The sequence below is a fragment of the Pseudomonas sp. SWRI81 genome (genome assembly GCF_014268545.1).
GTDB classification, from domain to species: Bacteria; Pseudomonadota; Gammaproteobacteria; order Pseudomonadales; family Pseudomonadaceae; genus Aquipseudomonas; species Aquipseudomonas hamedanensis.
In genome coordinates this window covers 103,414-125,186 of the sequence record NZ_JABWQS010000011.1, presented here as the reverse complement: position 1 = coordinate 125,186, position 21,773 = coordinate 103,414, and the positions used below count along the sequence as shown (strand labels likewise).

General features: G+C 62.1%; 13 protein-coding genes. 2 read left to right on the top strand and 11 right to left on the bottom strand.

All coding sequences use genetic code 11. The features are described 5' to 3' along the window. Window positions 1-408: 408 nt before the first annotated feature. Together HU765_RS10010 and HU765_RS10005 are read left to right on the top strand one after the other, a co-directional pair. Window positions 409-1,512, top strand: a complete 1,104-nt coding sequence (locus HU765_RS10010; RefSeq protein WP_186620082.1) for a substrate-binding domain-containing protein — start codon at window positions 409-411, stop codon at window positions 1,510-1,512. Between the two features lie 253 nt (window positions 1,513-1,765). Then, window positions 1,766-14,239, top strand: coding sequence for a filamentous hemagglutinin family protein (locus HU765_RS10005; RefSeq protein ID WP_186620079.1), 12,474 nt, complete (start codon window positions 1,766-1,768; stop codon window positions 14,237-14,239). A 55-nt stretch (window positions 14,240-14,294) separates the two neighbouring features. On the opposite strand, the gene HU765_RS10000 is transcribed toward HU765_RS10005, so the two are convergent. From HU765_RS10000 to HU765_RS09950, 11 genes are all read right to left on the bottom strand, one after another. Beyond that, window positions 14,295-14,621, bottom strand: a complete 327-nt coding sequence (locus tag HU765_RS10000; protein ID WP_186620077.1) for a type II toxin-antitoxin system RelE/ParE family toxin — start codon at window positions 14,619-14,621, stop codon at window positions 14,295-14,297. After that, the gene (locus HU765_RS09995; RefSeq protein WP_186620076.1) at window positions 14,554-14,748 is read right to left on the bottom strand and encodes a stability determinant; all 195 of its coding nucleotides are present in this window, start codon (window positions 14,746-14,748) and stop codon (window positions 14,554-14,556) included. Before HU765_RS09995 ends, HU765_RS10000 begins: the two co-directional genes overlap by 68 nt. A gap of 211 nt (window positions 14,749-14,959) precedes the next feature. Continuing rightward, entirely contained in the window at window positions 14,960-15,316 is a 357-nt protein-coding gene (locus HU765_RS09990) for a type II toxin-antitoxin system RelE/ParE family toxin (RefSeq protein WP_346727522.1), read from the bottom strand. Further along, window positions 15,279-15,473 carry a stability determinant gene (locus HU765_RS09985; RefSeq protein WP_186620074.1) on the bottom strand — a complete coding sequence of 65 codons (195 nt, stop codon included), beginning with the start codon at window positions 15,471-15,473 and terminating at the stop codon, window positions 15,279-15,281. Before HU765_RS09985 ends, HU765_RS09990 begins: the two co-directional genes overlap by 38 nt. A 230-nt stretch (window positions 15,474-15,703) precedes the next feature. Then, on the bottom strand, window positions 15,704-15,922 hold the full coding sequence (locus tag HU765_RS09980; protein WP_186620072.1) for a hypothetical protein: 219 nt from the start codon (window positions 15,920-15,922) through the stop codon (window positions 15,704-15,706). A gap of 109 nt (window positions 15,923-16,031) precedes the next feature. Next, window positions 16,032-17,711 carry an MFS transporter gene (locus HU765_RS09975; RefSeq protein WP_186620070.1) on the bottom strand — a complete coding sequence of 560 codons (1,680 nt, stop codon included), beginning with the start codon at window positions 17,709-17,711 and terminating at the stop codon, window positions 16,032-16,034. Window positions 17,712-17,889: 178 nt separating this feature from the next. Further along, the gene (phnE, locus tag HU765_RS09970) at window positions 17,890-18,657 is read right to left on the bottom strand and encodes a phosphonate ABC transporter, permease protein PhnE (RefSeq protein WP_186620068.1); all 768 of its coding nucleotides are present in this window, start codon (window positions 18,655-18,657) and stop codon (window positions 17,890-17,892) included. Then, window positions 18,654-19,481, bottom strand: coding sequence for an ABC transporter permease (locus HU765_RS09965; RefSeq protein ID WP_186620067.1), 828 nt, complete (start codon window positions 19,479-19,481; stop codon window positions 18,654-18,656). The genes phnE and HU765_RS09965 overlap by 4 nt, the downstream gene beginning before the upstream one ends. Continuing rightward, window positions 19,475-20,272: an ATP-binding cassette domain-containing protein gene (locus HU765_RS09960; RefSeq protein ID WP_186620066.1), complete on the bottom strand. Its 798-nt coding sequence runs from the start codon at window positions 20,270-20,272 to the stop codon at window positions 19,475-19,477. Before HU765_RS09960 ends, HU765_RS09965 begins: the two co-directional genes overlap by 7 nt. Continuing rightward, window positions 20,269-21,132 (bottom strand): putative selenate ABC transporter substrate-binding protein, encoded by an 864-nt coding sequence (locus HU765_RS09955; protein ID WP_186620064.1) that lies wholly within the window; start codon window positions 21,130-21,132, stop codon window positions 20,269-20,271. Before HU765_RS09955 ends, HU765_RS09960 begins: the two co-directional genes overlap by 4 nt. A 157-nt stretch (window positions 21,133-21,289) precedes the next feature. Continuing rightward, complete coding sequence (locus tag HU765_RS09950) at window positions 21,290-21,688, bottom strand: RidA family protein (RefSeq protein WP_186620062.1); 399 nt, start codon at window positions 21,686-21,688, stop codon at window positions 21,290-21,292. Window positions 21,689-21,773 lie beyond the last annotated feature (85 nt).

Genomic DNA, 21,773 nt, shown 5'->3' with positions numbered 1-21,773 from the left:
CGCGAGCAGGCTCACTCCTACAATTTGAAATGCATTCCCCTGTAGGAGTGAGCCTGCTCGCGAAGGCGCCGGTCCGGACAACACAAAAACTCAATTATTTTTCACCGGCCTGACCACCACCCGAGTCCCGATCCGGCCATCCTCGGGTTCTCCATTCTGTCATCTGCAACCACCCTTCACCGGCTCCAGCCTGATTGATCGAAATGCTTGAGCCAGAGCGCCTGCCGATCACCGCAAACACCCGAGAAATCCGCACAAAAATCCCTCCTCAGCTCCCGAGGTTTTTTCCTTTATCTGTCACCGGAAGCTGCGAATTTCTCCCTGCGGCTCCACTTCGGTGGACCCTCCCAGTGTCATGCAAGCCTTCCGAAACCTGTGTTCCAAACCTCGTTGAAAAGGAGATTCTTCATGTTCAAGCGCACTCTGATCGCCGCCTCACTGACCGTCGCCGCTCTGGCTTCCGCCCAGGCCATGGCCGTAACCGGTGGTGGTGCTTCCCTGCCTGCCGCACTGTACAAAGGTTCTGCCAACAGCATCCTGCCTGCCAACTTCAGCTACGCCGTGACCGGTAGCGGCATCGGCAAAAGCGCTTTCCTGACCAACAACGCCGCCCAGTTCAGCACCACCGGTACTGTGCACTTCGCCGCCAGCGACTCGATCCTCAGCGCTGCGGAACTCAGCACCTACAACACCAACTTCGGCGGTTCGTACGGCCCGTTGATCCAGCTGCCATCGGTGGCCACTTCGGTTGCCATTCCGTACAAAAAAGCCGGCAACACCACCCTCAACCTCACCAGCGCTCAGCTGTGCGATGCATTGTCGGGCGCCAAGACCACCTGGGGCCAGTTGTTGGGCACCGCTGATACCACCGCAATTCGCGTGGTTTATCGCTCGACTTCGAGCGGCACCACCGAAATCCTCAGCCGTCACCTGAACTCGGTCTGCCCGACCAAATTCGCCGTTAACACCACCTTCACCAACGCTCGTCTGCCAGCAGGTTCGGCCCTGCCGTCGAACTGGGTAGGGGTGGCCAACACTGCTGACGTTGCTACGGCCGTGAACGCGGTTGACGGCTCGATCGGTTACGTCGGTCCAGACGGTGTCAACGCTGCGAGCAACGCTGTGGTTGCCCGCATCAACGGCGTTCAGCCAACCAGCGCCAACGTCAACACTGCTCTGGCTTCGGCTCCGCTGCCAACCAACCCGGCCCTCCCGGCGCAATGGTCGCCAGTGGTCGCTAACCCGGCCAGTGGTTACGCCATGGCGGCTTACACCAACTTCATCTTCGGCCAGTGCTACAAGGATGCAGCCGTGGCCGCTGATGTCAAAGCGTTCCTGACCCAGCACTACAGCACTCCGGGCAACGCCGTGGCCACTGCCGCTCACGGTTTCATTCCGGTTCCGACCAACTGGAAAAACGCTGTGACCGCCAACTTCATCACCAACACCACGGGCAACAACCTGAACATCAACAACGCCAGCGTCTGCAACGCTGTGGGTCGTCCTCTGTAAACCCTGCTTCACTCGCAATGACTGCAGCAGCCTTCGGGCTGCTGCTTTTTTTTTGGCTGGCCTTGGTTGATACCGGCAAACCGTGTGCGGTCTCAGACCCGGTCTTTACCGCCGGTTCTGGCCGATCTACTCCTCAATCATGAAGTTTGTGTGACATCCGTTCGGTCTCGCCCCTCGCCAACGGCCTATGTCCTGACAGCAGGTTTTTGCCGGCCTGCAGCTTTATGTGGCAATCAAAAAGGATCTCGTAGTGATGCTCGCTCGCCCATCCCGTCGCAGTACCCGTGCCCAGATTCTCAAGCGTGAGGCCGTCGAACCGGCCTTGTGGCTGCTCAAGCCGCTGGCGCACGCGGTGGCGCTCTGTCTGGTGGCGGGCAGTGCGCAGGCGCAAACGGCGTTCAGTTCCAACTGGTTCGCCGCCAAGGGCGCTGCGCAACAAGCGGCGGCAGCGCGGCCGAGTATGGGAGGGCTGCCGGGGATGACGCCGCCGCTGGCGCAGCAGCAGAAAGCCAACCAGCAGTTGCAGCGTTCACTGCAGACGCTCAACAACACCGTGGCGGCAATCGCTGCGCAGCAGGCGGCTCAGGCGGCCGGACGCGCGGTGGCGTTGGGCAGTGTGCAAACCGTGCCAGATGGCTTGGGTGAGGGCGGGTTGAAGGTCGACAACAGCCTCACCCAAGGCTGGCTGAACGCCAAGGGGCCGCAGCAGACTCAGGCTGATGGCAAGACCACGGTGACAATCGAGCAGACCGCCGACAAGGCAATTCTCAACTGGGAAACCTTCAACGTCGGCCGCAACACCACGGTCGAATTCGCTCAGCAGTCCAGCTGGGCGGTACTCAACCGGGTCAACGATCCGAACGCGCGCGCCAGTCAGATCCAGGGCCAGATCAAAGGCGACGGCACGGTGATGCTGATCAACCGCAACGGCATCGTGTTCAGTGGCAGCAGCCAGGTGAATGTGCGCAATCTGGTGGCGGCCGCGGCCAACATCACCGATATCCAGTTCCGCGACCGGGGCCTGTACTTCGACAGCAGCGCCACCCAGCCGACCTTCACTGACGCGGCCGGCAAGGTGCTGGTGGAACGTGGCGCCAGTATCCAGACCCATTCACCCAAGGCGTCGACGGACGCGGGTGGCTACGCCTTGCTGTTGGGCAACGAGGTGCAGAACGATGGCAACATCAGCACCGCCAAAGGCCAGACGCTACTCGGTGCAGGCGACCGCTTTTACATCCGCAAGGGTTCAGGGACCGATGGCAACGCTGTATCCACGACCTTCGGCAATGAAGTTACACCGGGCTTCAAGGCCGGCGCCGTGGCCGGCAAGGTCAGCAACAATGGCCTGATCCAGGCCGCCACTGGCGACATCACCCTGACTGGCCATGAAGTACTGCAAAACGGTGTATTGCTGGCGAGCACCTCGGTGGCCACGCGCGGCACTGTGCACTTGCTCAACCCGGCGAGCGACAGCGACGGCAGCGTCACGCTCGCTCAGGGCAGCGTCACCGCGATCATGCTCGACAGCAGCGACCTCACCGCGCTCGACAGTCAGCGTGACGCATCGCTACAGGCTGTCAGTGCCAACAACCGAATCCGTGGTGATCAGTCGCGCATCGAGATCGGCAGTGGCGGCAGCGTCGAATTTCAAAACGGTTCGATTACCCTCGCCACCGGTGGCCAGGTCGCGGTATCGGCGGGGCGTCGCAGCCTGGTCCGCGATGGCGCGTTAATTGATGTGGCTGGCGCTGTCGGGGTGAAAGTGGCGATGGAAGCCAACAACATCAAGATCAACGTGCAGGGCAACGAGCAACGCGATGCACCGGTCAATCGCGAAGGTGGCGCGCTCAACAGTAACGATATCTGGGTCGATGTCCGCGAACTGGTGTACGTGCCGGCCGGCACCAACGGCTATGCCACCGACCGCTGGTACACCGCTGGCGGTTTGCTCGAAGTTGGCGGTTATCTGGGCACTCAGGGGCACACGATCGGCGAGTGGATGGCGCAGGGCGGCAGCGTGAATTTTTCCGGCAATGACGTGGTCACCGAGAAAGGCTCGCTGATCAATTTGTCGGGTGGCACCCTTGATGTGCAGAGCGGCGAGATCCGTCAGAGCTGGTTACGAGGGGCTGATGGACGTTTGTACGAAGTCTCGCGGGCGCCGGGGGATCTGCTCTATACCGGGTTGTACAAAGGCTATGAAGACAGCAGCGAGCGTTGGGGCCAGACGCAGATTTTCTATAATCCGCTGATTGCACCGACGTCGCGCCAGGAGTCGGGCTACACCGTCGGCCGCGACGCAGGTCAATTGGTGATTGGCACCCGTAACGCGATGGTCGATGGGCAGATTCTCGGCGACGTGTTCCAGGGCGACCGCCAGACCCAAGCCCCCCGCGCGGTGCTTGATGGCTATGAGCAGAGTCAGACCGCGCGGGCGCGCCGGGCCCAGATGATCGTGGGGCAATACGATCCGGCCTGGTCGGCGACTGCCGGTGGCCTGCAATACCAGCTCGATGCGCTATTGAACCAAGTGCAGATCGGCGCAAACCCTGCGGCGGCGCTCACAACGCCCGGCCTGGCGGATGCCGTGGCGCAGGAACGGCTCGGTAAACTGTTTCTGGACAGCGATCTGCTCAACGGCTTTCAACTCGGCGCGTTGAAGGTCGCTGCCGCGAAAACCATCGTCATCGATCAGGCCGTGACAGTTGATGCGGGTGGCGACATCACCCTGTTCGGGCCGCAAGTGCAGGTCAATGCGAACCTGACGGCGCGCGGTGGCAGCCTGAATCTGGGTGATGTTTTGACGGGTAACCCCGGATTGACGACGCCAGCCGGGACGCCTGTCGGGGTCACGGTGGCCAGGAATGCGCAACTCGATGCTCGCGGTCTGTGGAGCAATCTGGGCACCGACCCGGACGACGTCAACAGTCTGGCCTACCTCAATGGCGGTGTGGTGTCGTTGCGCAGTACCGGCAAGGTCAGCCTGGGCAGTGGCAGTCTGCTTGACGTGTCGTCCGGCGGTGCGCTGTTGGCCAATGGCAAGACGCGCGGCGGCAAGGGTGGCGACGTCACCCTGGAGTCGACGCCGCTGACAAGCGCGACGCCGTCACAGGTGATCCTTGATGGCGATGTGCGTGGCTACGGTGTAACCGGGGGCGGCAGTCTGACGATTCAGTCCGGCAAGGTTGTGATCGGTGGAACCGGCGTGGCCCTTGCCGACAACGCACTGCATCTGGCCCCGAGTCTGTTCAGCACAGGTTTTGCCCGTTATAGCGTCACCGGCCTGAATGGGCTGGAAGTCGCTGCCGGCGCTCAGGTCGATGTGGTGATGCCGGTTTATCGTTTCCGCGATGTGGCGCCGAACCAGGCCAGCGGCGTCGATCCGCGTGCGGCCCTCGAATCGTGGACCCCGCCGCTGTTTCAGGAGAACCCGGCCAAAGGTGTTCTGACCCAGCGTGGCGGCGCCAGTCTGGCGCTCCAGGCCGGTTCCAGTGACCTGGCGCTGATTGACCCGGCGAGCAGTCCGCTGTCGGTCGGCCACGGTGCACGGATCAGCGTCGACCCAGGGCAGCGCATTAATCTGCGCGGTGCCGGACAGATCACGGTCGACGGGCAACTGCACGCCTGGGGCGGCACCCTCGATATTCGTCAGCAACAGTTTGGCTCGCTGGACGTCGCGACCAGGCTGCAGAACGCCGACCCGCAGGCCCACAACCGTTCGATCTGGATCGGCGAAGACGCGGTGCTGGATGTTGCCGGTCGCGCTTATACCGCCGTGGATGCGTTGGGTCGGGTGTACGGTCAGGTCGGCAAGGGCGGCAGCATTATTCTCGGTGGCGAGATCGATTCGAAGAAACTCACCGCGACGTCAGCCGACGCCTACGTGATCGTGCGCGACGGCGCGCGGCTGGACGCTTCCGGCACGCACGCAGTCCTGGACCTCGCCGGGCTCGGAATGACTGACGTCGCCACCGATGGCGGGCGCATTGCCTTGAGCTCATACAATGGCGTGTTTCTCGACGGCCAGTTGAAGGCTGCCGCGGGCGGCATCGGTGCCTCGGGTGGGCGTCTGGAGATTGTCCAGGACGCGCCGCTCTACCAGATGAATCTGGCGAGCAACGAAGTGCGTGCGCCGCGTGAAATGATCATCAGCCAACGCGCGGATGGATCGTTGCTGCCGGCCGATCTGCAAGCCGGTGAAGGTGCTGCGCAGCTGCGTTACGGGCAGACCCGGTTGAGTGCGGAGCGCTTGATGTCGGCTGGCTTCGATCACCTGAGCCTGATGAGTAATGGCTTGCTGACGTTCGCCGATGATGTCGATCTGCGCATGAATCAAAGCCTGAATGTGTACGCCGGCTCGATCTCGCTGGCGCAGGCCGCCCGCGATACGACGCGGGTCAATCTGGCCGCGCCGAACATGCGTTTGTCGGGGCTGGGTTTTTACTTGTCGTCGGATGTCAGCATGCGTCCACGGGTGCTGGCCACCCCGACCACACAGGTATCGAACGCTCGATTCACCGCCACCGCTGATTTGCTCGATCTGAGCAACACCTTGTCGTTCGGCGCCGAAGGCACGCTTGCGCAGCTCGGCGCGCCGGCCCTTGCTGTCGTCCGTCGAGGTTTCGATCAGGTCACTCTCGACAGTCGTGGCGACATGCGGTTTCTCGCACCGAACGACAACGAACGCAGCTCGCGCTTGTGGACAGCCGGTGACCTCAACTTGCGCGCGGCGCAGATATATCCCGCCACCGGGGTGTCGGCCGATGTCCGGGTCGGTTATCAGGGCCCTGTCCCGATCGCCGAGGATGCCCGCACATTGCGCATCAGCGGCCATGGCGAAGCACCGCAGGCCTTGCCGTATTCCGCGTTCGGCAGCCTGTTGCTGGTGGCCGGGAATATCGAGCAGGGCGGCGTCATTCGCGCCCCGTTGGGGTTGATCCAGTTGGGGGAGAACTCGCTAGGCAAAACCCGGGAGCTGCATCTGTTGCCAGGGAGTGTCACCTCGGTCAGCGGCGCGGGTCTGGTCATGCCCTATGGCGGCACCACCGACGGCATCGACTATCGCTACAACGGCAAATCCGTGGCGTTGCACGGAATCGCCGGCGCTCTGGATGGCGTGATCCTCACCGGGCAGTACGTCGATGTACAAAACGATGCGTTGATTGATTTGTCGGGCGGCGGTGATCTGCGAGGCGCAGGTTTCATCTCCGGGCGCGGCGGTTCCACCGACGCCCGGTTCAATCCGCTGGTGCGTAACGCTGCCGATGGCACGTTCAGCTTTCCGGGGCTTGGCAGCAACCCGGTGTACGCCATTGTGCCGGGCAACCAAAGTGCTTTTGCTCCGGCACTTGCCGAGGCGGGTGCGAGCGATCCGCGTCTTGGCCAACAAATCACCGTCGGCACCGGTGTACCTGGCCTGGCCGCGGGAACCTACACCTTGCTGCCCTCAACCTTTGCCTTGTTGCCCGGCGCGTTCCGGGTCGAGGTCAATGGACAGGCAACTCCAGGCATGACCACCGGTGCGCTGAAAATGCGCAACGGGTCCTGGTCCAGTGCGGGGGTGATGTCAATTGCCAACAGCGGTTTGCGCGACAGTCTGCCGAGCCAGGTGATCCTGACGTCGGCCGATGTTCTGCGCCGCTATTCGCAGTACAACGAAACCAGCTTCACCCAGTTCATCCAGAGCGATGCAACCCGTCGGGGTGTGCCACGGGCTTTGGCGCCGATGGATGCGAAGTCGCTGATATTCAAACTGACTGCCGACGATCAATACGACATCGGCATGAATTTCCAGGGCAAGGCCATGTTTGCGCCCGGTGCAGGCGGCGTTGCCGGCACGGCGACCGTGTCAGCCACGCAGCTGGAAGTGCTCGGCCAAGGACACTCGCACACCCCAGGCTTTGGCGGCGTTTCGGTATACGCCGACAGCCTCAATCGCCTCGGTGCCGGTCGCCTGAGCCTCGGCGCGACGCCGACAGTTGAGTACGGCACGGCGGGTAACTTCATACGGTTTGACGGTAATGCGTCCGACATTGCTTTGCGTAGCGGCGCGGTGTTGTCTGCGCCCGAGGTGCTGATACGCACGACCACCACCAGCGGCGGTATCACCGTCGAAGCGGGGGCGGGTATCAACACGCTTGGCCTGGGCAAAGCACCTTTCGACTCGAACGACGGTTTCATTTATCAGCCAGGCGCCGCCAGCCTGCTGGTCGTGTCCAACGGCTGGACCAATGTCCTTGCGCCGACGGCCGGGAACAGTGTTGATGGGGCCGGCAGTATCCGCATCGGCACGTGCGCAGCACAGCCGTGCACCCAGCCGTCTGTGCTGTATTCCAATGGCAGCATCAGCGCCGCCACCGATAACCGGTTCGAACTCAACGAGGCCGTACGATTTGGTACCCGTCACCTTGCTCTGGCGGTCGGTGCGATCAACGCCGGTAGCGCTGAAGCGATCGCGGCGGCGGGGAACGTTCCGAGTGGTTTGAACCTGAACCAGAACGTTCTGGACCGTCTGTTGCGCGGCGACACGCAGTTCGGTGCGCCGGCGTTGGAAACCCTGAGCCTGACCACCCGCGATGCGTTCAATTTCTACGGTAATGTCAGCCTCGATACGCTCGATCCACAGACCGGCGTCAGTCGCTTGCAGAATCTGGCGCTCTCCACGCCTGCCATCTATGGCCTGGGCCAGGCCGGTGACGTGGCGACCATTCGCACTGCCAATCTGATCTGGAGCGGCGCGACCCAGGCGCCGGGTGCGGTGGCCAGCGGCGGGGCGGGAACGGGAAGCGGCACGCTGGACATTCAGGCGCAACGCATCGAGTTCGGTTATGGCCCGAACCCGCAGCCCAACGGCCTGGATCAGAACGACCGATTGGCGTTGGGCTTTGCCACCGTCAATCTCACCGCCAGCGAGCGCATCACCGCCAACCACAAGGGCAGCCTGGCGGTGTACCAGACGCAGGGCGCTTACGACCCTGTGACGGGTTATGCCTACAGCGGCGGCGACCTCAATTTGCGCACGCCGTTGCTCACCGGTGAAGCGGCGTCAGTCAATCTGCTCAAGGCGGGCGGCAACCTGCGGGTCAGTGGCAGCGCCAACTCGGCGTCGGCCGACGCTTTGGGCGCGGAGCTGACGCTGCAAGCGCAAACGGTGCAGCTTGATGGGCGCATTGCGCTGGCCAGCGGCAAACTGGTGGTCAAGGCGCAAAACGATCTGACCCTCACTACGGCGGCGCAACTGGATCTGGCCGGGCGTACCTTGCCATTCAATGACATCAGCAAATACAGCTGGGGCGGCGATGTAGCGCTGTACAGCAGCGACGGCAATATCCGCCAGGCCGCCGGTTCGCGTATCGACCTTTCGGCGCGCAACAATCAGGCCGGCCATCTCAGTGCGGTGGCGCTGGCAGCGGACGCGGGTGTGGTCGATTTGCAAGGCGAGATCCGTGGCGCCAGCAGCGGTTATTACGATGCCGGTGGCACGCTGGTGCCGTACAAGGCCGGTGGTGTGGACATTCGCGCACAACGACTGGGCGACAATTTGAGCCAGGATTTCGCTGCGTTGAACCAACGCCTGAACGCGGGGCAGGTGTTCGGCAGCCGCAGCTTCCAGCTCAAGCAGGGCGATCTGCAGATTGGTGAGGGGCTCAAGGCCGGTGAGGTCAGCGTCTCGGTGGACAACGGCAGTCTGACCGTTGCCGGACTGATCGACGCCAGTGGCGAGCGGGTCGGCAGCATTCGTCTGGCCGGCAACAACGGTCTGACGCTGACCGGCAATGCCGTGCTCGATGCCCATGGTCGCGTGCTGCGGGTCGACAGCTACGGCAAGATCATCGATGCCCCCAACCGCGCCATGGTCGAGCTCGATTCCGGTGATGGCTTGCTGACGCTGGCTGCCGGCGCACGGATCGATTTGCGCCATGGCACCGACGCTCCGGTGGGCAGCGCAGCCGGTCAGAACGACGGTTTGCCGCGCGGTACGCTGGAGCTCAATGCCCCGCGTGTCGGCGCAGGCGACATTGCCATCGATGCCGGTGGCGTGCTGAATATTCAGGGCGCGCGTTCCATCGGCCTGAATGCCATGCGGCGCTACACCGATGCTGCCGACGGCACCGATGCGGCGGTCAGCGGACGCCCGTATCAGGTGATCGATCAGGCTTATCTGGACGGTATCCATGGCGACAGCACTGCATTCATCGATGCCGCGCTGGGCAACAGCCAATTGCTTCAGGGCAAACTGGCCGGGCTGAACAATTCCACCTATGCCGACGCTTTCCATGTGCGCCCTGGCGTAGAGATCGCCAGCAAAACCGCCGACGGCGATCTGGTGGTCCAAGGCGATCTGGATTTGTCCGGTTATCGCTATGCCAGCCTCAATCCACACACGCCAAAAACCGCCGTTTATGGTTCGGGAGAATCCGGCAGCCTGCTGATCCGCGCGGGTGGCAATCTGGATATTTACGGCAGCATCAACGATGGCTTCGCACCGCCACCGGAAACCGTGGACGACGCCGGGTGGAAACTGGTGCCGGGCATCCAGCCCTTCGGTGGCGACTTGATCGTTCCCGGTGCCGGGGTGACGCTGGCAGCAGGCACTTTGTTTCCGGTCGGCACGACCCTCAATTACGACTTGCCGATACAGGGCGCGACGCTGGCCAGCGGCACGCTGCTGCCAACCCAGGGCATTCTCGCCGGGCTTTACACAATGACCGCCGGCACGGTGTTGGCGGGGGCAGTGCATGATGCCGCCGGCAACCTGTTGTACGCCGCCGGCACCGTGCTCAACGACACCGTGACCTTGCCGGCCGGCAGCCGTCTCGGGGCCGGAACCCGGTTGAACGCCGCCACAGACATGCAGGCGATGCTGTGGCCAAAAGGCGTGCCGTTGCCGGGCACGTTTGCCGATAACCAGATCGTCGGGGTGAAATTAAGCACCGAACTGGCGTTGTTGCGCGGCTCGCTGATTCCATCAATGACTGACGTCGTGCTGGCCGACGGCACGGCGTACATCGATTTACGTTCGTTGAACGGCACGCAACAGGGACGCAACTGGGCCCTGGCGAGCATGCTGCCGTCGGGCAGCACGTCGTGGTCGATGCGCGTGGTTGCCGGGGCAGATCTTGACGCTGCCGACAGCCGCACCGTGAAACCGCTGACCAGCGAAGGTCATTTGCGCCTGGCGGATACGCATTACGGCATGCTCGTCACCACGAAAGCGCTCGACACGACCTGGGCGGTCGACAATGCGTTGGGGTTCCCTGCCGGGGAGGTGGTCAAGGAAGATGAAATGTTCTGGTGCGATTACATTCCTGGTGTCTGTGTCGCGCCGGCCAAGTTCCTCTGGGCGGATGGCAACGTGTTGGGCATGCCGACTGGCACCCCGGTTTCCGAAGGCGATTTGTTCTGGTGCGACATAGATCCCAATTGGTGCCTGCCCAACGTCGGCGGCACCACGGTGTCGACGCATACGCAGATGTTCAGCGTACTGCGCACAGGCACCGGTGACCTCGATGTGCTGGCGGCTGGCAACCTGAGTATGGAATCACCCTTCGGTGTTTACACGGCGGGTACGCAGTCAGGCGATGTCGAGGCGCGTTACAACCAGCCACGTGGTCGCCTGTCGGACAACGGTTCAGTGCTTGGCAGCGCTGGCAGTGATAACGAGAAATGGGTCGATGGCAGCAGTGACAGCCTCTATCAAGCGTGGTACCCGCAACTGGGTGGCAATCTGACGATCGGGGCCGGCGGGTCGGTGTCGGGCGATGTCATCGGGCAACGTACGGTGAGCAACAAAGTCGAAACTCGCGAGCAAGTAGCCAGCGTGGCCGTGGGCAATTGGTTGTGGCGTCAGGGCACGGGCAACGACGAGATACCGACCGCCTGGTGGATCAACTTCGGCAGTTACGCAACGCAGCCGTTATCAGGCGAGACCGGTACGGCGCCTTATCTTGTCGGTTTCACCGGGTTCGGTACCCTCGGCGGCGGCAACATCAGCCTGCGCGCGGGTGCCGACGGCGGCATGCTTGATCCGGTCGGCGATGGTCGCTCCAATCTTTATCCAAGGGGGCAGGGGCTGATCGTTGCGGTGGGCAGCACCGGACGAGTGGGGAGCGATGGCAGCCTGCAATTGACCGGTGGCGGCGACATCGATATGCGTCTGGGCGGTTCGCTCAACCCATCGCTACTGGCGCGGGCGCGGGAAACCGGAACGCAAGCGCCGCGCCACGATCTGCAAGGTGCGGTGATCAACCTGCGGGGGGCTGCGCAAGTCAGCGCGAGTGCGTTGGGCGGCGTCAATTTGCAATATGGCGCGTTTGCACAGGACCAGGATCCGCGCGAAGTTCGCGCCTACGACCCGTTCAGCTCAACCCTGAGCAGCGCCACCGGCGGGCTGGTGTTGATTCCCGGTGACTCGGGCATGCGCCTGAGTACGCGAGGCGATCTGGTGCTGGGCGGCGCCGCGGATCCCGGGCGTGTGCGCCTGCAAAACTCCACGGCATTTACCGACGACAGTGGCGTGGCCCATGCGGGCGGCGGTTTGACTGGCTTCTCGCTGTGGGCCGAGCACACCGCGATTGATCTGTTCTCGGCGGGGGGCAACCTGACGCCGAGCACGCAGTTGGCCGAAAGCGATCTGCTGACCAATGCCAGCTATAACGTCTCACCCACCGACGGACGCTTTGTATATCCGTCGATCCTGCGTGCGGTGGCGGCCCAGGGCTCCATCTATGCCGGTCCTTCTGCGGCCTACAGTCCCGGCAATGCCCCACCTGCGTTAGGCTACTCGTTGTTGCTGGCGCCGTCCGGTTCGGGTCAGCTGGAAATGCTGGCAGGCGACTCGATCTATGCCGGTGGTTACGCGATCAATCAATCGGGCGCCAGTCCTTCGGCAATCACTACAGTGTTTGCGCCATCCTTTAACGGCTATGACAACGACAATGCGAGCCGGCCGGTCATGACCAATAACAGCCCGGACGGCGTCGCGACGAAAACCAATGCGTTGTACCCGTTGTTTGTGTTCGGGGCCAACAGTTATTCGGGGCTTGCTGATGTGCAGGGACCGGCACGGTTCTATGCGTTGGCCGGGGACCTGGTGGGGGTGCGCAGCGGCGAAACGCTGACGTTCAGCCGATTCGGCGTACCGCAGCGCACCTGGTACGAAGCGGCCGGCCCGGTTCGGATGCTCGCCGGCCGCGATATCGTCGCATCCGGCACTTATCTGGGCCAGCCAACCAAAGCACCCACTGACGGGATGGGGCGTAGCGACGAAGACATCGTTTCCAGCGGCAACCTGTTCATTCATAACCGGCCAAATGATGTGTCGCGGATTTCGGCGGGGCGCGACATTCTTTACAGCAGCTTCGATATCGGCGGCCCAGGCGTACTTGACGTCAGTGCAGGACGCAACATTCTGATGGAGGACCGTGCCAGTATCACCAGCATCGGGCCGGTGTTGGCAGGCGACCGCCGCCCTGGCGCGAGTGTGGTGTTGCAGGCCGGTGTCGGCGCGCAAGGGGCGGATTATTCGCGCTTCATTGCGCGTTATCTGAACCCGCAAAACGTAGCGGATTCAGCGGTGGCCCTCAGCGCGCAGCCGGGCAAAGTGGTGAAGACCTACGTCGAAGAATTGCACAGTTGGCTGAGCCTCGGTTATGGCTTCAAGGGCAGCGATGAACAGGCGCAAGCCTTCTACGCCACACTGCCGAGCACTGAACAAGCCATCTTCGCTCGCCAGGTGTACTTCGCCGAATTGCGTGCCGGTGGCCTGGAATACACCGATGCCAACGGCCCGCGCACAGGCAGTTATCTGCGCGGTCGCAACGCCATTGCGGCGCTGTTCCCGACCACGGATGTCGCGGGCAATCCGATCCGCTACGACGGCGATATCACGATGTACGGCGGCGCCGGGGTCAAGACGCTGTTTGGCGGCGACATCCAGATGCTCACGCCGGGCGGTGGTCAGGTGTTCGGCATAGAAGGCGCGGCGCCGCCGTCTACAGCGGGGATCATCACTCAGGGTTCGGGCGACATTCAGCTGTACTCGCAGGGCAGCATTCTGCTCGGCCAGAGCCGGATCATGACCACCTTCGGCGGCTCGATTCTCGGCTGGTCCGCCGAGGGCGACATCAACGCCGGTCGCGGCTCGAAAACCACCGTGGTCTACACCCCGCCGAAACGCGTCTATGACACCTGGGGCAATGTCACGCTGTCGCCGTCGGTGCCGAGTACCGGCGCCGGTATCGCCACGCTCAACCCGATCGCCGAAGTGGCACCGGGCAACATCGACCTGATCGCGCCACTGGGCACCATTGATGCGGGCGAGGCCGGGATTCGCGTGTCAGGCAACGTCAACATCGCCGCGCTGACGGTGGTCAACGCCGCGAACATCTCGGTGCAGGGCAAGGCGACCGGCGTGCCGGTGGTGTCGGCGGTGAATACCGGCGCAATCACCTCGGCCAGCTCGGCGGCATCCTCGGCCACCCAAGCGGCAGAAGACGTTGCCCGTCAGCAACAAGCGGCGGCGCGGCAGAATCAGGCTTCGGTGTTTACCGTGCAGGTGCTCAGTTTCGGCAACGAGCAACTGGCGCCGTCGCGCGATGGCGCCAGTCGCACGCCGGCGACGGGCTACAACCCGGACAGCCCGGTGCAGGTGCTGGGCGCCGGGGCGCTGGATGAACAGGCGAAACAGCAGCTGACCGAGGAGGAGCGTGGGCAGCTGACGTTGTAAAGGACTCTCGTGCAGTACGTTTGGGCGGCCGGTTGGCCGCCTTTTTTTAGAGTGTTTATGGATATTTTTTTCGGGCGTGCAACACGGTCAGAATATTGATGTGGTCTGTCACCCGATAGACCAGTAAATAATTCGAGTTAATGACCATTTCGCGAGTGCCCGGTATTCGACCGGAGCGAAAACCATGCGGTATCCACGAAAGCCTTTGCGCTGCGGCGCTGAGCTTTTGGTGCAGTGCAACTGAAGCGACAGTGTTGCGTTGTTCAACGTATTCGATGATGTCAGCCAGATCTCCAAGAGCCGGTTTACTCCAGTTAACCGGCAGCGCGTCGATTCTTGCGTCTCTCTTCGAGCATCTGATCGAGCAATACCATTGCCTCATCGTGGGGAACAGGCGGCCGTGGATCATCAAGTGCGGCTTGTACCTTGGCGCGATACCAAAGGTCGTAGCTCGCAGCCTCTTCTTCGGTTTCGAAGTCTGAAACGATAAGTGAAAGTTCAGCGCTCATAATGACCTCCATGATCAATGTGCAGCAGTCTAAGGGGATGTGGGCTCGTTGTCGTCACTGGCGGGACGAGGAACACATCATCCCTGAACAGGCCATTCATATCTGTCAGACGCTTCGCTTGTGAAGGGCGTGAAGTCGATCAGGGGTGTAGTTCGATTCTGTAGGAAATTATCACTTTTCATTGGGCTGATATAAGCCTCCAACGCATGACTCAGCGCCAACCCAAGTCGTCATGGGGCGGCCGGTTGGCCGCCTTTTTCAGGTTGAAGGGGTTAGGGGATATTTTTGTCGAGCGTGAAGCACTCTGAGTATGTCGATCTCCCCATTCCCGATAAACCAGCAGATAGTTTGGATGAACCACCATTTCGCGAGTGCCAGGCACCCGACCGGATCGGTAGCCATGAGGTATGGAAGAAAGTTTTTGCGCTGCGGCAAGGGCTTTGCGTTGCAAGGAAACCGAAGCAATGGAGTTGTGCTGGTCGATGTAATCAATGATGTCAGCCAGTTGACGAATTGCCTTGTAGCTCCATTTAACCTGCAGCGCGGCGCTTCCTGCGGTTTTCTTCATTCATCTGGTCGAGCATCACCATGGCTTCGGCATGGGGAATGCCCGGGTGCGGATCATTAAGTGCTTCCTGTACCTCAGCACGAAACCAAAGGTCGTAATCCGCAGCCTCTTCTTCGGTTTCGAAGTCTGAAACGATAAGTGAAAGTTCAGCGCTCATAATGACCTCCATGATCAATGTGCAGCAGTCTAAGGGGATGTGGGCTCGTTGTCGTCACTGGCAGGACGAGGAACACATCATCCCTGAACAGACCATTCATATCTGTCAGACGCTTCGCTTGTGATGGGCGTGAAGTCGATCAGGGGTGTAGTTCGATTCTGTAGGAAATGGGCTTTTGGTCACCGAGCTGACAGCCGCCGCTCAAAGCAACGGCCACAGCTACGCCGCCTTCAATTGCCGTCCGCCACCTTGCGCTCGATCTCGTCGACCTTGCGCTGCAACTCTTCCGCGTCCTGCTCTTTGACCCGGGTGGAAGAGGGCGTAATGGTCTTGTCCACGCCCTCGGTGCTGCCGTCGCGGTCCTGCAGATCGCGCTCGACCACGTTCACCGGTTTGCCGCTGGCATCGGTGGGCGGGGCGTTGGGGGTTTTGTCGTCATTGGGATTCATGTCGCTGGCCTCCTGTGGGTGTAAATATTGGAGACAGCGCGGCGGCAGACGTTCGAAATATTTCAGCGCTACGGCCCTCTCCTGAAGGAGAGGGCACAGCGGCGACTTTTCAGTCTTTGAGAATGTCGCGATCTTTGGTTTCCGGCAGAAAGAACGTGCCGAGGATCGCGGTCGCCACGGCGATCACGATCGGGTACCACAGCCCGTAATAGATATCACCGGTGGCCGCGACCATGGCGAACGCGACGGTCGGCAGGAAGCCGCCGAACCAGCCATTACCGATGTGGTAGGGCAGCGACATCGAGGTGTAGCGGATACGTGTCGGGAACAACTCGACCAGCCACGCGGCAATCGGGCCATAAACCATGGTCACGTAGATCACCAGGATCGTCAGCAGAAGCAGCAGCATCGGGTAGTTGGCTTTTGCCGGATCGGCTTTTTCCGGATAGCCGGCTTCTTTCAGCGCGCTGCCCAGGCTGGCGGTGAAGGTGTCGTTGCGGGCCTTGAAGTCGGCAGCCGGCAATGCGCTGCCTTCAAAACTCTCGATGACTTTGTCTCCGATGCGCACTTGCGCCACAGTCCCCGGCTCGGCCGTGACGTTCTCGTAAGGAATCGCCCGCTTCGCCAGCAGGGTCTTGGCGACGTCGCAGGAACTGGTGAATCGCGCCTTGCCGACCGGGTCGAACTGGAACGAGCACTGGTCCGGGTTGGCGATGACCTTGACCGGGTTTTTCTCTTGCGCGACGAACACGTCAGGGTTGCCGAATTGGGTCAGCGCAGTAAAGATCGGGAAGTACGTCAGTGCCGCCAGCAGGCAGCCGACCATGATGATCGGCTTGCGTCCGATGCGATCAGACAGGCTGCCGAAAATCACGAAGAACGGCGTGCCGATCAGCAACGAACCGGCGATGAGCAGGTTGGCGGTCTGTGGGTCGATCTTCAGCGTCTGCAACAGGAAGAACAGCGCGTAAAACTGTCCGGTGTACCAGACCACCGCTTGCCCGGCGGTGCCGCCGAGCAGCGACATGATCACCACTTTGAGGTTGTCCCAACGGGCGAAGGATTCGGTCAGCGGCGCCTTCGAGGCCTTGCCTTCGTCCTTCATTTTCTGGAACACCGGCGACTCGCTCAGTTGCAGGCGGATGTACACCGACACGGCCAGCAGAATGATCGACAGCAGAAACGGAATCCGCCAGCCCCAGGCTTCGAATGCTTCGGTACCCAGCGCCGTGCGGCAGGCGAGGATCACCAGCAGCGACATGAACAGACCGAGGGTGGCGGTGGTTTGAATCCACGAGGTAAAAAAACCGCGCCTGTTACGCGGCGCGTGTTCGGCCACGTAGGTCGCGGCGCCGCCGTATTCGCCACCCAGGGCCAGACCTTGGAGCAGACGCAGGGTAATCAGGATGACCGGTGCCGCCACGCCAATGGTCGCGTAACCGGGGAGCAGACCGACGATGGCGGTGGACACGCCCATGATGACGATCGTGATCAGAAAGGTGTGCTTGCGTCCGATCATGTCGCCCAGGCGGCCGAACACGATGGCACCGAACGGCCGTACCGCGAAGCCGGCGGCAAAGGCCAGCAGGGCGAAAATGAACGCGGTGGTTTCGTTGACGCCGGCGAAGAAGTGCTTGGCGATGATCGCCGCCAGAGATCCGTACAGGTAAAAGTCGTACCACTCGAAAACCGTGCCCAGCGAGGAGGCAAAGATGACTTTGCGTTCCTCCTTGGTGATGCCCCCGCTGCGCGGTGGCGTGCCGGTGGATGCTGTGTCGATTGTGGCCATGGGTGTTCTCCGTCGTGCTTATTGTTGTAGGCCGGAGTCCCCCGTTACTGCCTGTCGCACTCTGGCCCGTTGGCATCTGCCGCCATTGCTGTCGCGTGAAGCTTGCACAGTCTGACCGCCTCGCAGGGCTGCAAGGTTTCCTCAAGCATAATCAGCTTTTGCCAGATATCCACTCGGCCTACGCTTTCACCCAACGCTGGCGGCTCCAGGCACTCAACCAGTCGACCAGAAACACCAGCAACAGCATCGCCAGAATCACCGTACTGGCCTGCGCTTCCTGAAACAGGCTCAGGCTGACATAGAGCATCTGGCCCAGGCCGCCAGCGCCGACAAAACCCAGCACGCTGGCCATGCGGATGTTGTTTTCCCAGCGATACAGGCAGTAGGCGAGCAGTTGCGGGGCCAGATTCGGCAGGGTGCCGTAGCAGAACGCGAGAATCGGATTACCGCCCTGCAAACGGATCGCTTCGGCCGGTTGCGGCGGGGTGTTTTCCAGCGCTTCGGCGAACAGCCGACCGAGTACGCCGGTGGTGTGCAGGGCGAGGGCGAGGGTGCCGGCGTTCGGCCCAAGCCCGGCGGCGAGCACCATCAGCGCCGCCCAGACCAGCTCCGGAATCGCCCGCAAGCCGTTGAGCAGCAAGCGCGCCGCGCTTTGCAGCGGCCAGCCGAAACGCCCGGCGGCGGGCAGCGCCAGAACGATACCAAATAGCGCCGCGAGCAGGGTGCCAAGGGCCGACATGGCCAGGGTTTCCAGCGAACCGTGAGTGATGGCTTTCAGGTAACCAGCGCTTAAGTCGGGGCTGAGAAAACGCTGCACATAAGCGCCCATCTGCTTGAGGCTGTTGGCGCTGCCCAGCTCGCCGAGATCCAGCTCCAGATAAGCGAAGGAGGCGACCACGGCGACGGCAATGCCGAGGATCATCAGCACATTGATCAGGCGCCTCATGTCAGTCTCCAGCGCAACAGACGGCTGAGCTGATCGGCGCACAGCACCAGCAGCAAAAACGTCAGCAACATGCTGGCGACTTCACCGCCGGCGAACATGCGGATCGATAAATCGATTTGCTGGCCCAGACCGCCGGCCCCGACAAAGCCCATCACCACCGATGCGCGGATTGCACATTCCCAGCGATAGACCGTGTACGACAGCAGCTCTGCGGCAACATTGGGTAGCGTGCCGTAGGCGAACGCCGCCAGCCGACCGCTGCCGGCCTGCAGCAAGGCGTGCGCCGGGCGCTGGTCGGTGGATTCGAAAATCTCCGCGTAGACCTTGCCGAGCATGCCGCTGTAAGTGATGGCGATGGCCAGCACGCCCGCCGCCGGACCCAAGCCGACCGCGCGGACGAACAACAGCGCCCAGACGATTTCCGGCACGCTGCGCAGAAAAATCAGCAAGCCGCGCACCGGCCAGCGCAGCAAGCGCCCGGGCAGGCTCGGCACGCCGCCGCGTGAGGCGGCAGAAAGTGACAACGCGCGGCTGGCGATCAGGCTTGCCGGCACTGCCAGCAGCAAGGCCAGCGCCATGCCCGCCGTGGCAATCGCCAAGGTTTGCAGGGTGGCTTTGAGCAGCAATCGCAGGAACGCTTCATCGTGCGCAGGCGGCCAGAACGCCGAGACGAAACGGCCCATTTCGCTTTGGCTGTCGGCTTGAAACAGCACACCCAGATCGAGTTCACTGAGGAGGATGCCCGGCCACAGCAGGGCAATCGCCAGGACGGTCAGCAGTAATCGCGGCCACGCCGCAGGGTCGCGTGTGTCCGTTTTCAGCATCGCGGGATCTGCACAATCAACGGCGCCACCGCAGCGGTTGGCGATTGCAGTTGTTCGTTGGCGTACAGCGCATCGAGCTTGTCGCGGCTGACCTGATCGGAAGGGCAGTCGAAAAGGACCTGCCCGTCGCGCAAACCGATGATCCGTGGGAAGTGCGCCAGCGCCAGTTCCACCGCGTGCAGACTCGCCACCAGCGTCACGTTATGCTCGCGGGCATGGCGCGCCAGGATCGACAGCGTATGCCCGGCCAGCACCGGGTCCATCGCCGAGACCGGCTCGTCGGCCAGCAGAATTTCCGGCGCCTGATACAACACCCGGGCAATGCCGACGCGCTGCAATTGCCCACCCGACAATTGCTGGCAATGGGCGAACAATTTGTCGCCCAGGTCCAGTTGCGCCAGTGCGGCGCGCGCACCGGCCACGTCCAGCGGATGCAGCAGATTCAGTAGACTTTTGCCCAGGCTCCACTGACCGAGCTTGCCGGCCAGCACCGCGGTGATGACCCGCTGACGCGGCGGAATCGGCGGCGCCTGATGCACCAGACCGATGCGCGCCCGCAGGCGCTGGCGTTGTCGGGACGACACGTGCCAGGCGCATTCGCCAAGCACCTCGATCTCGCCGCTGCTGGGCTTCAGCGCGGTTGCCAGCAGGTTGAGCAAACTCGACTTGCCGGCACCGGACGGGCCGATGATCGCGACCTGTTCGCCGACGCCAATCTGCACGTCGATACCGCGAAGGGCTTCGACGCCGTTGGCGTGGCGCAGGCTGCCCCGGTGAAGGCGTAGGGTCATTTCAGCAGTTCGGCGGCGCGGGCGGCTTCCTCGATGCCCTTGTAGTTTTCAGGCTTGGTGTCGATGAAGCGACTGGCCGCCTGCAGATCAAGAATCTTCTTCTGCTCAGGATTGGCCGGGTCGAGGTCGAGGAAGGCTTTCTTGATTTTCGCCGCCAGCTTCGGATCAAGGGTGCCGCGCACGGTCCAGTTGTAATCGAAGTAGGTTGGCGTGGTGGCGAAGACCTTGACCTTGTTGGTGTCGACCTTGCCGGCATCGACCAGTTTCTGCCAGACACTGGCGTTCAACACACCGGCATCGACCTTGCCGGCCTGTACCCAGGCAACGGTGGCGTCGTGAGCGCCGGAGTAGGCGACGCGACTGAAATAGGCTTCCGGCTTGATGCCGTCATTCTTGAGCATGAAGTAACGCGGCATCAGGCTGCCGGACGTGGAAGAGACGGAACCGAAAGCGAAGGTCTTGCCCTTCAGATCAGCAAGGCTTTTCACGTTCGGGTCGGCGGTGATGAACTTGCTGGTGAACTGCGCATCCTGTTCGCGCTGCACCAACGGGATCACCGGGGTGGTCGCGTCAGTCTTCAAACGTGCCTGGACAAAAGTGAAACCGCCGAGCCAGGCGATGTCGAGGCGATCGGTGGCCAGGGCTTCAACCACCGCCGGGTAATCGGCAACGGGTACGAACTGCACCTTCATGCCCAGTTGCTGCTCAAGATAGGCACCCAGCGGTTCGAACTTGCGCAGCAGCTCGGTCGGGGCTTCGTCGGGAATCGCGCTGACGCGCAACACATCAGCGGCTTGCGTCATCAGGGCAGAAAAGGACAGCGCCAGACCGGCGGTGAGGACGAGGGTACGCTTGAACATAGAATTCTCCGTTTCGTAAGCGTCAACATTCGAAGGGCCACCGGTAGTTAACGGCGCGCCACGTCAGGGTAGACGAAACGGCGAGGTTATACGCATTCGCGAGGAGATTGGCCAGCCTCCGTGCCGGCGCGTTGTGTCTGTTTATGTGCTGTACCGGTCAGGCCGCTTCGGGCAGTTTCGCAATCACCTTGAGTTCAAAATCGAAACCCGCCAGCCAGGTCACGCCGACAGCGGTGACAGTCGGAAACGGTGCTTCGCCCCAGAACTCCGGCACCACACTCCATATCGTTTCGAACGTCGACTGCGGATCGACCATGAACACCGTGACATCCACTGCATCATCGAAGCTGCAACCAGCCTCAGCGAGGATCGCGTTGAGGTTGTTGAAGGCGGTGCGCACCTGATCGCGCAGGTCCGCCTCGGGTGAACCGTCCTCGCGACTGCCGACTTGTCCGGAGACAAACAGAAAACCGTTGGAGCGAATCGCCGGCGAGTAACGGTGGCGCTCATACAGGGCGTGGCGGGCTGGAGGAAAAACTACATCGCGCTTGGACATGAAGCTGACTCCATCAGTGATTGATGGGCTGACTTTAGGTATTTGCAGCTGCAGGATAAACGCGCAAGCTTGGCGTTCACTGTTT

Bases quoted from the DNA above. Each gene is read 5' to 3' on its own strand.
- HU765_RS10010 (WP_186620082.1), top strand. From the start codon at position 409: ATGTTCAAGCGCACTCTGATCGCCGCCTCACTGACCGTCGCCGCTCTG.
- HU765_RS10005 (WP_186620079.1), top strand. From the start codon at position 1,766: ATGCTCGCTCGCCCATCCCGTCGCAGTACCCGTGCCCAGATTCTCAAG.
- HU765_RS10000 (WP_186620077.1), bottom strand. From the start codon at position 14,621: ATGAGGCAATGGTATTGCTCGATCAGATGCTCGAAGAGAGACGCAAGA.
- HU765_RS09995 (WP_186620076.1), bottom strand. From the start codon at position 14,748: ATGAGCGCTGAACTTTCACTTATCGTTTCAGACTTCGAAACCGAAGAA.
- HU765_RS09990 (WP_346727522.1), bottom strand. From the start codon at position 15,316: ATGAAGAAAACCGCAGGAAGCGCCGCGCTGCAGGTTAAATGGAGCTAC.
- HU765_RS09985 (WP_186620074.1), bottom strand. From the start codon at position 15,473: ATGAGCGCTGAACTTTCACTTATCGTTTCAGACTTCGAAACCGAAGAA.
- HU765_RS09980 (WP_186620072.1), bottom strand. From the start codon at position 15,922: ATGAATCCCAATGACGACAAAACCCCCAACGCCCCGCCCACCGATGCC.
- HU765_RS09975 (WP_186620070.1), bottom strand. From the start codon at position 17,711: ATGGCCACAATCGACACAGCATCCACCGGCACGCCACCGCGCAGCGGG.
- phnE (WP_186620068.1), bottom strand. From the start codon at position 18,657: ATGAGGCGCCTGATCAATGTGCTGATGATCCTCGGCATTGCCGTCGCC.
- HU765_RS09965 (WP_186620067.1), bottom strand. From the start codon at position 19,481: ATGCTGAAAACGGACACACGCGACCCTGCGGCGTGGCCGCGATTACTG.
- HU765_RS09960 (WP_186620066.1), bottom strand. From the start codon at position 20,272: ATGACCCTACGCCTTCACCGGGGCAGCCTGCGCCACGCCAACGGCGTC.
- HU765_RS09955 (WP_186620064.1), bottom strand. From the start codon at position 21,132: ATGTTCAAGCGTACCCTCGTCCTCACCGCCGGTCTGGCGCTGTCCTTT.
- HU765_RS09950 (WP_186620062.1), bottom strand. From the start codon at position 21,688: ATGTCCAAGCGCGATGTAGTTTTTCCTCCAGCCCGCCACGCCCTGTAT.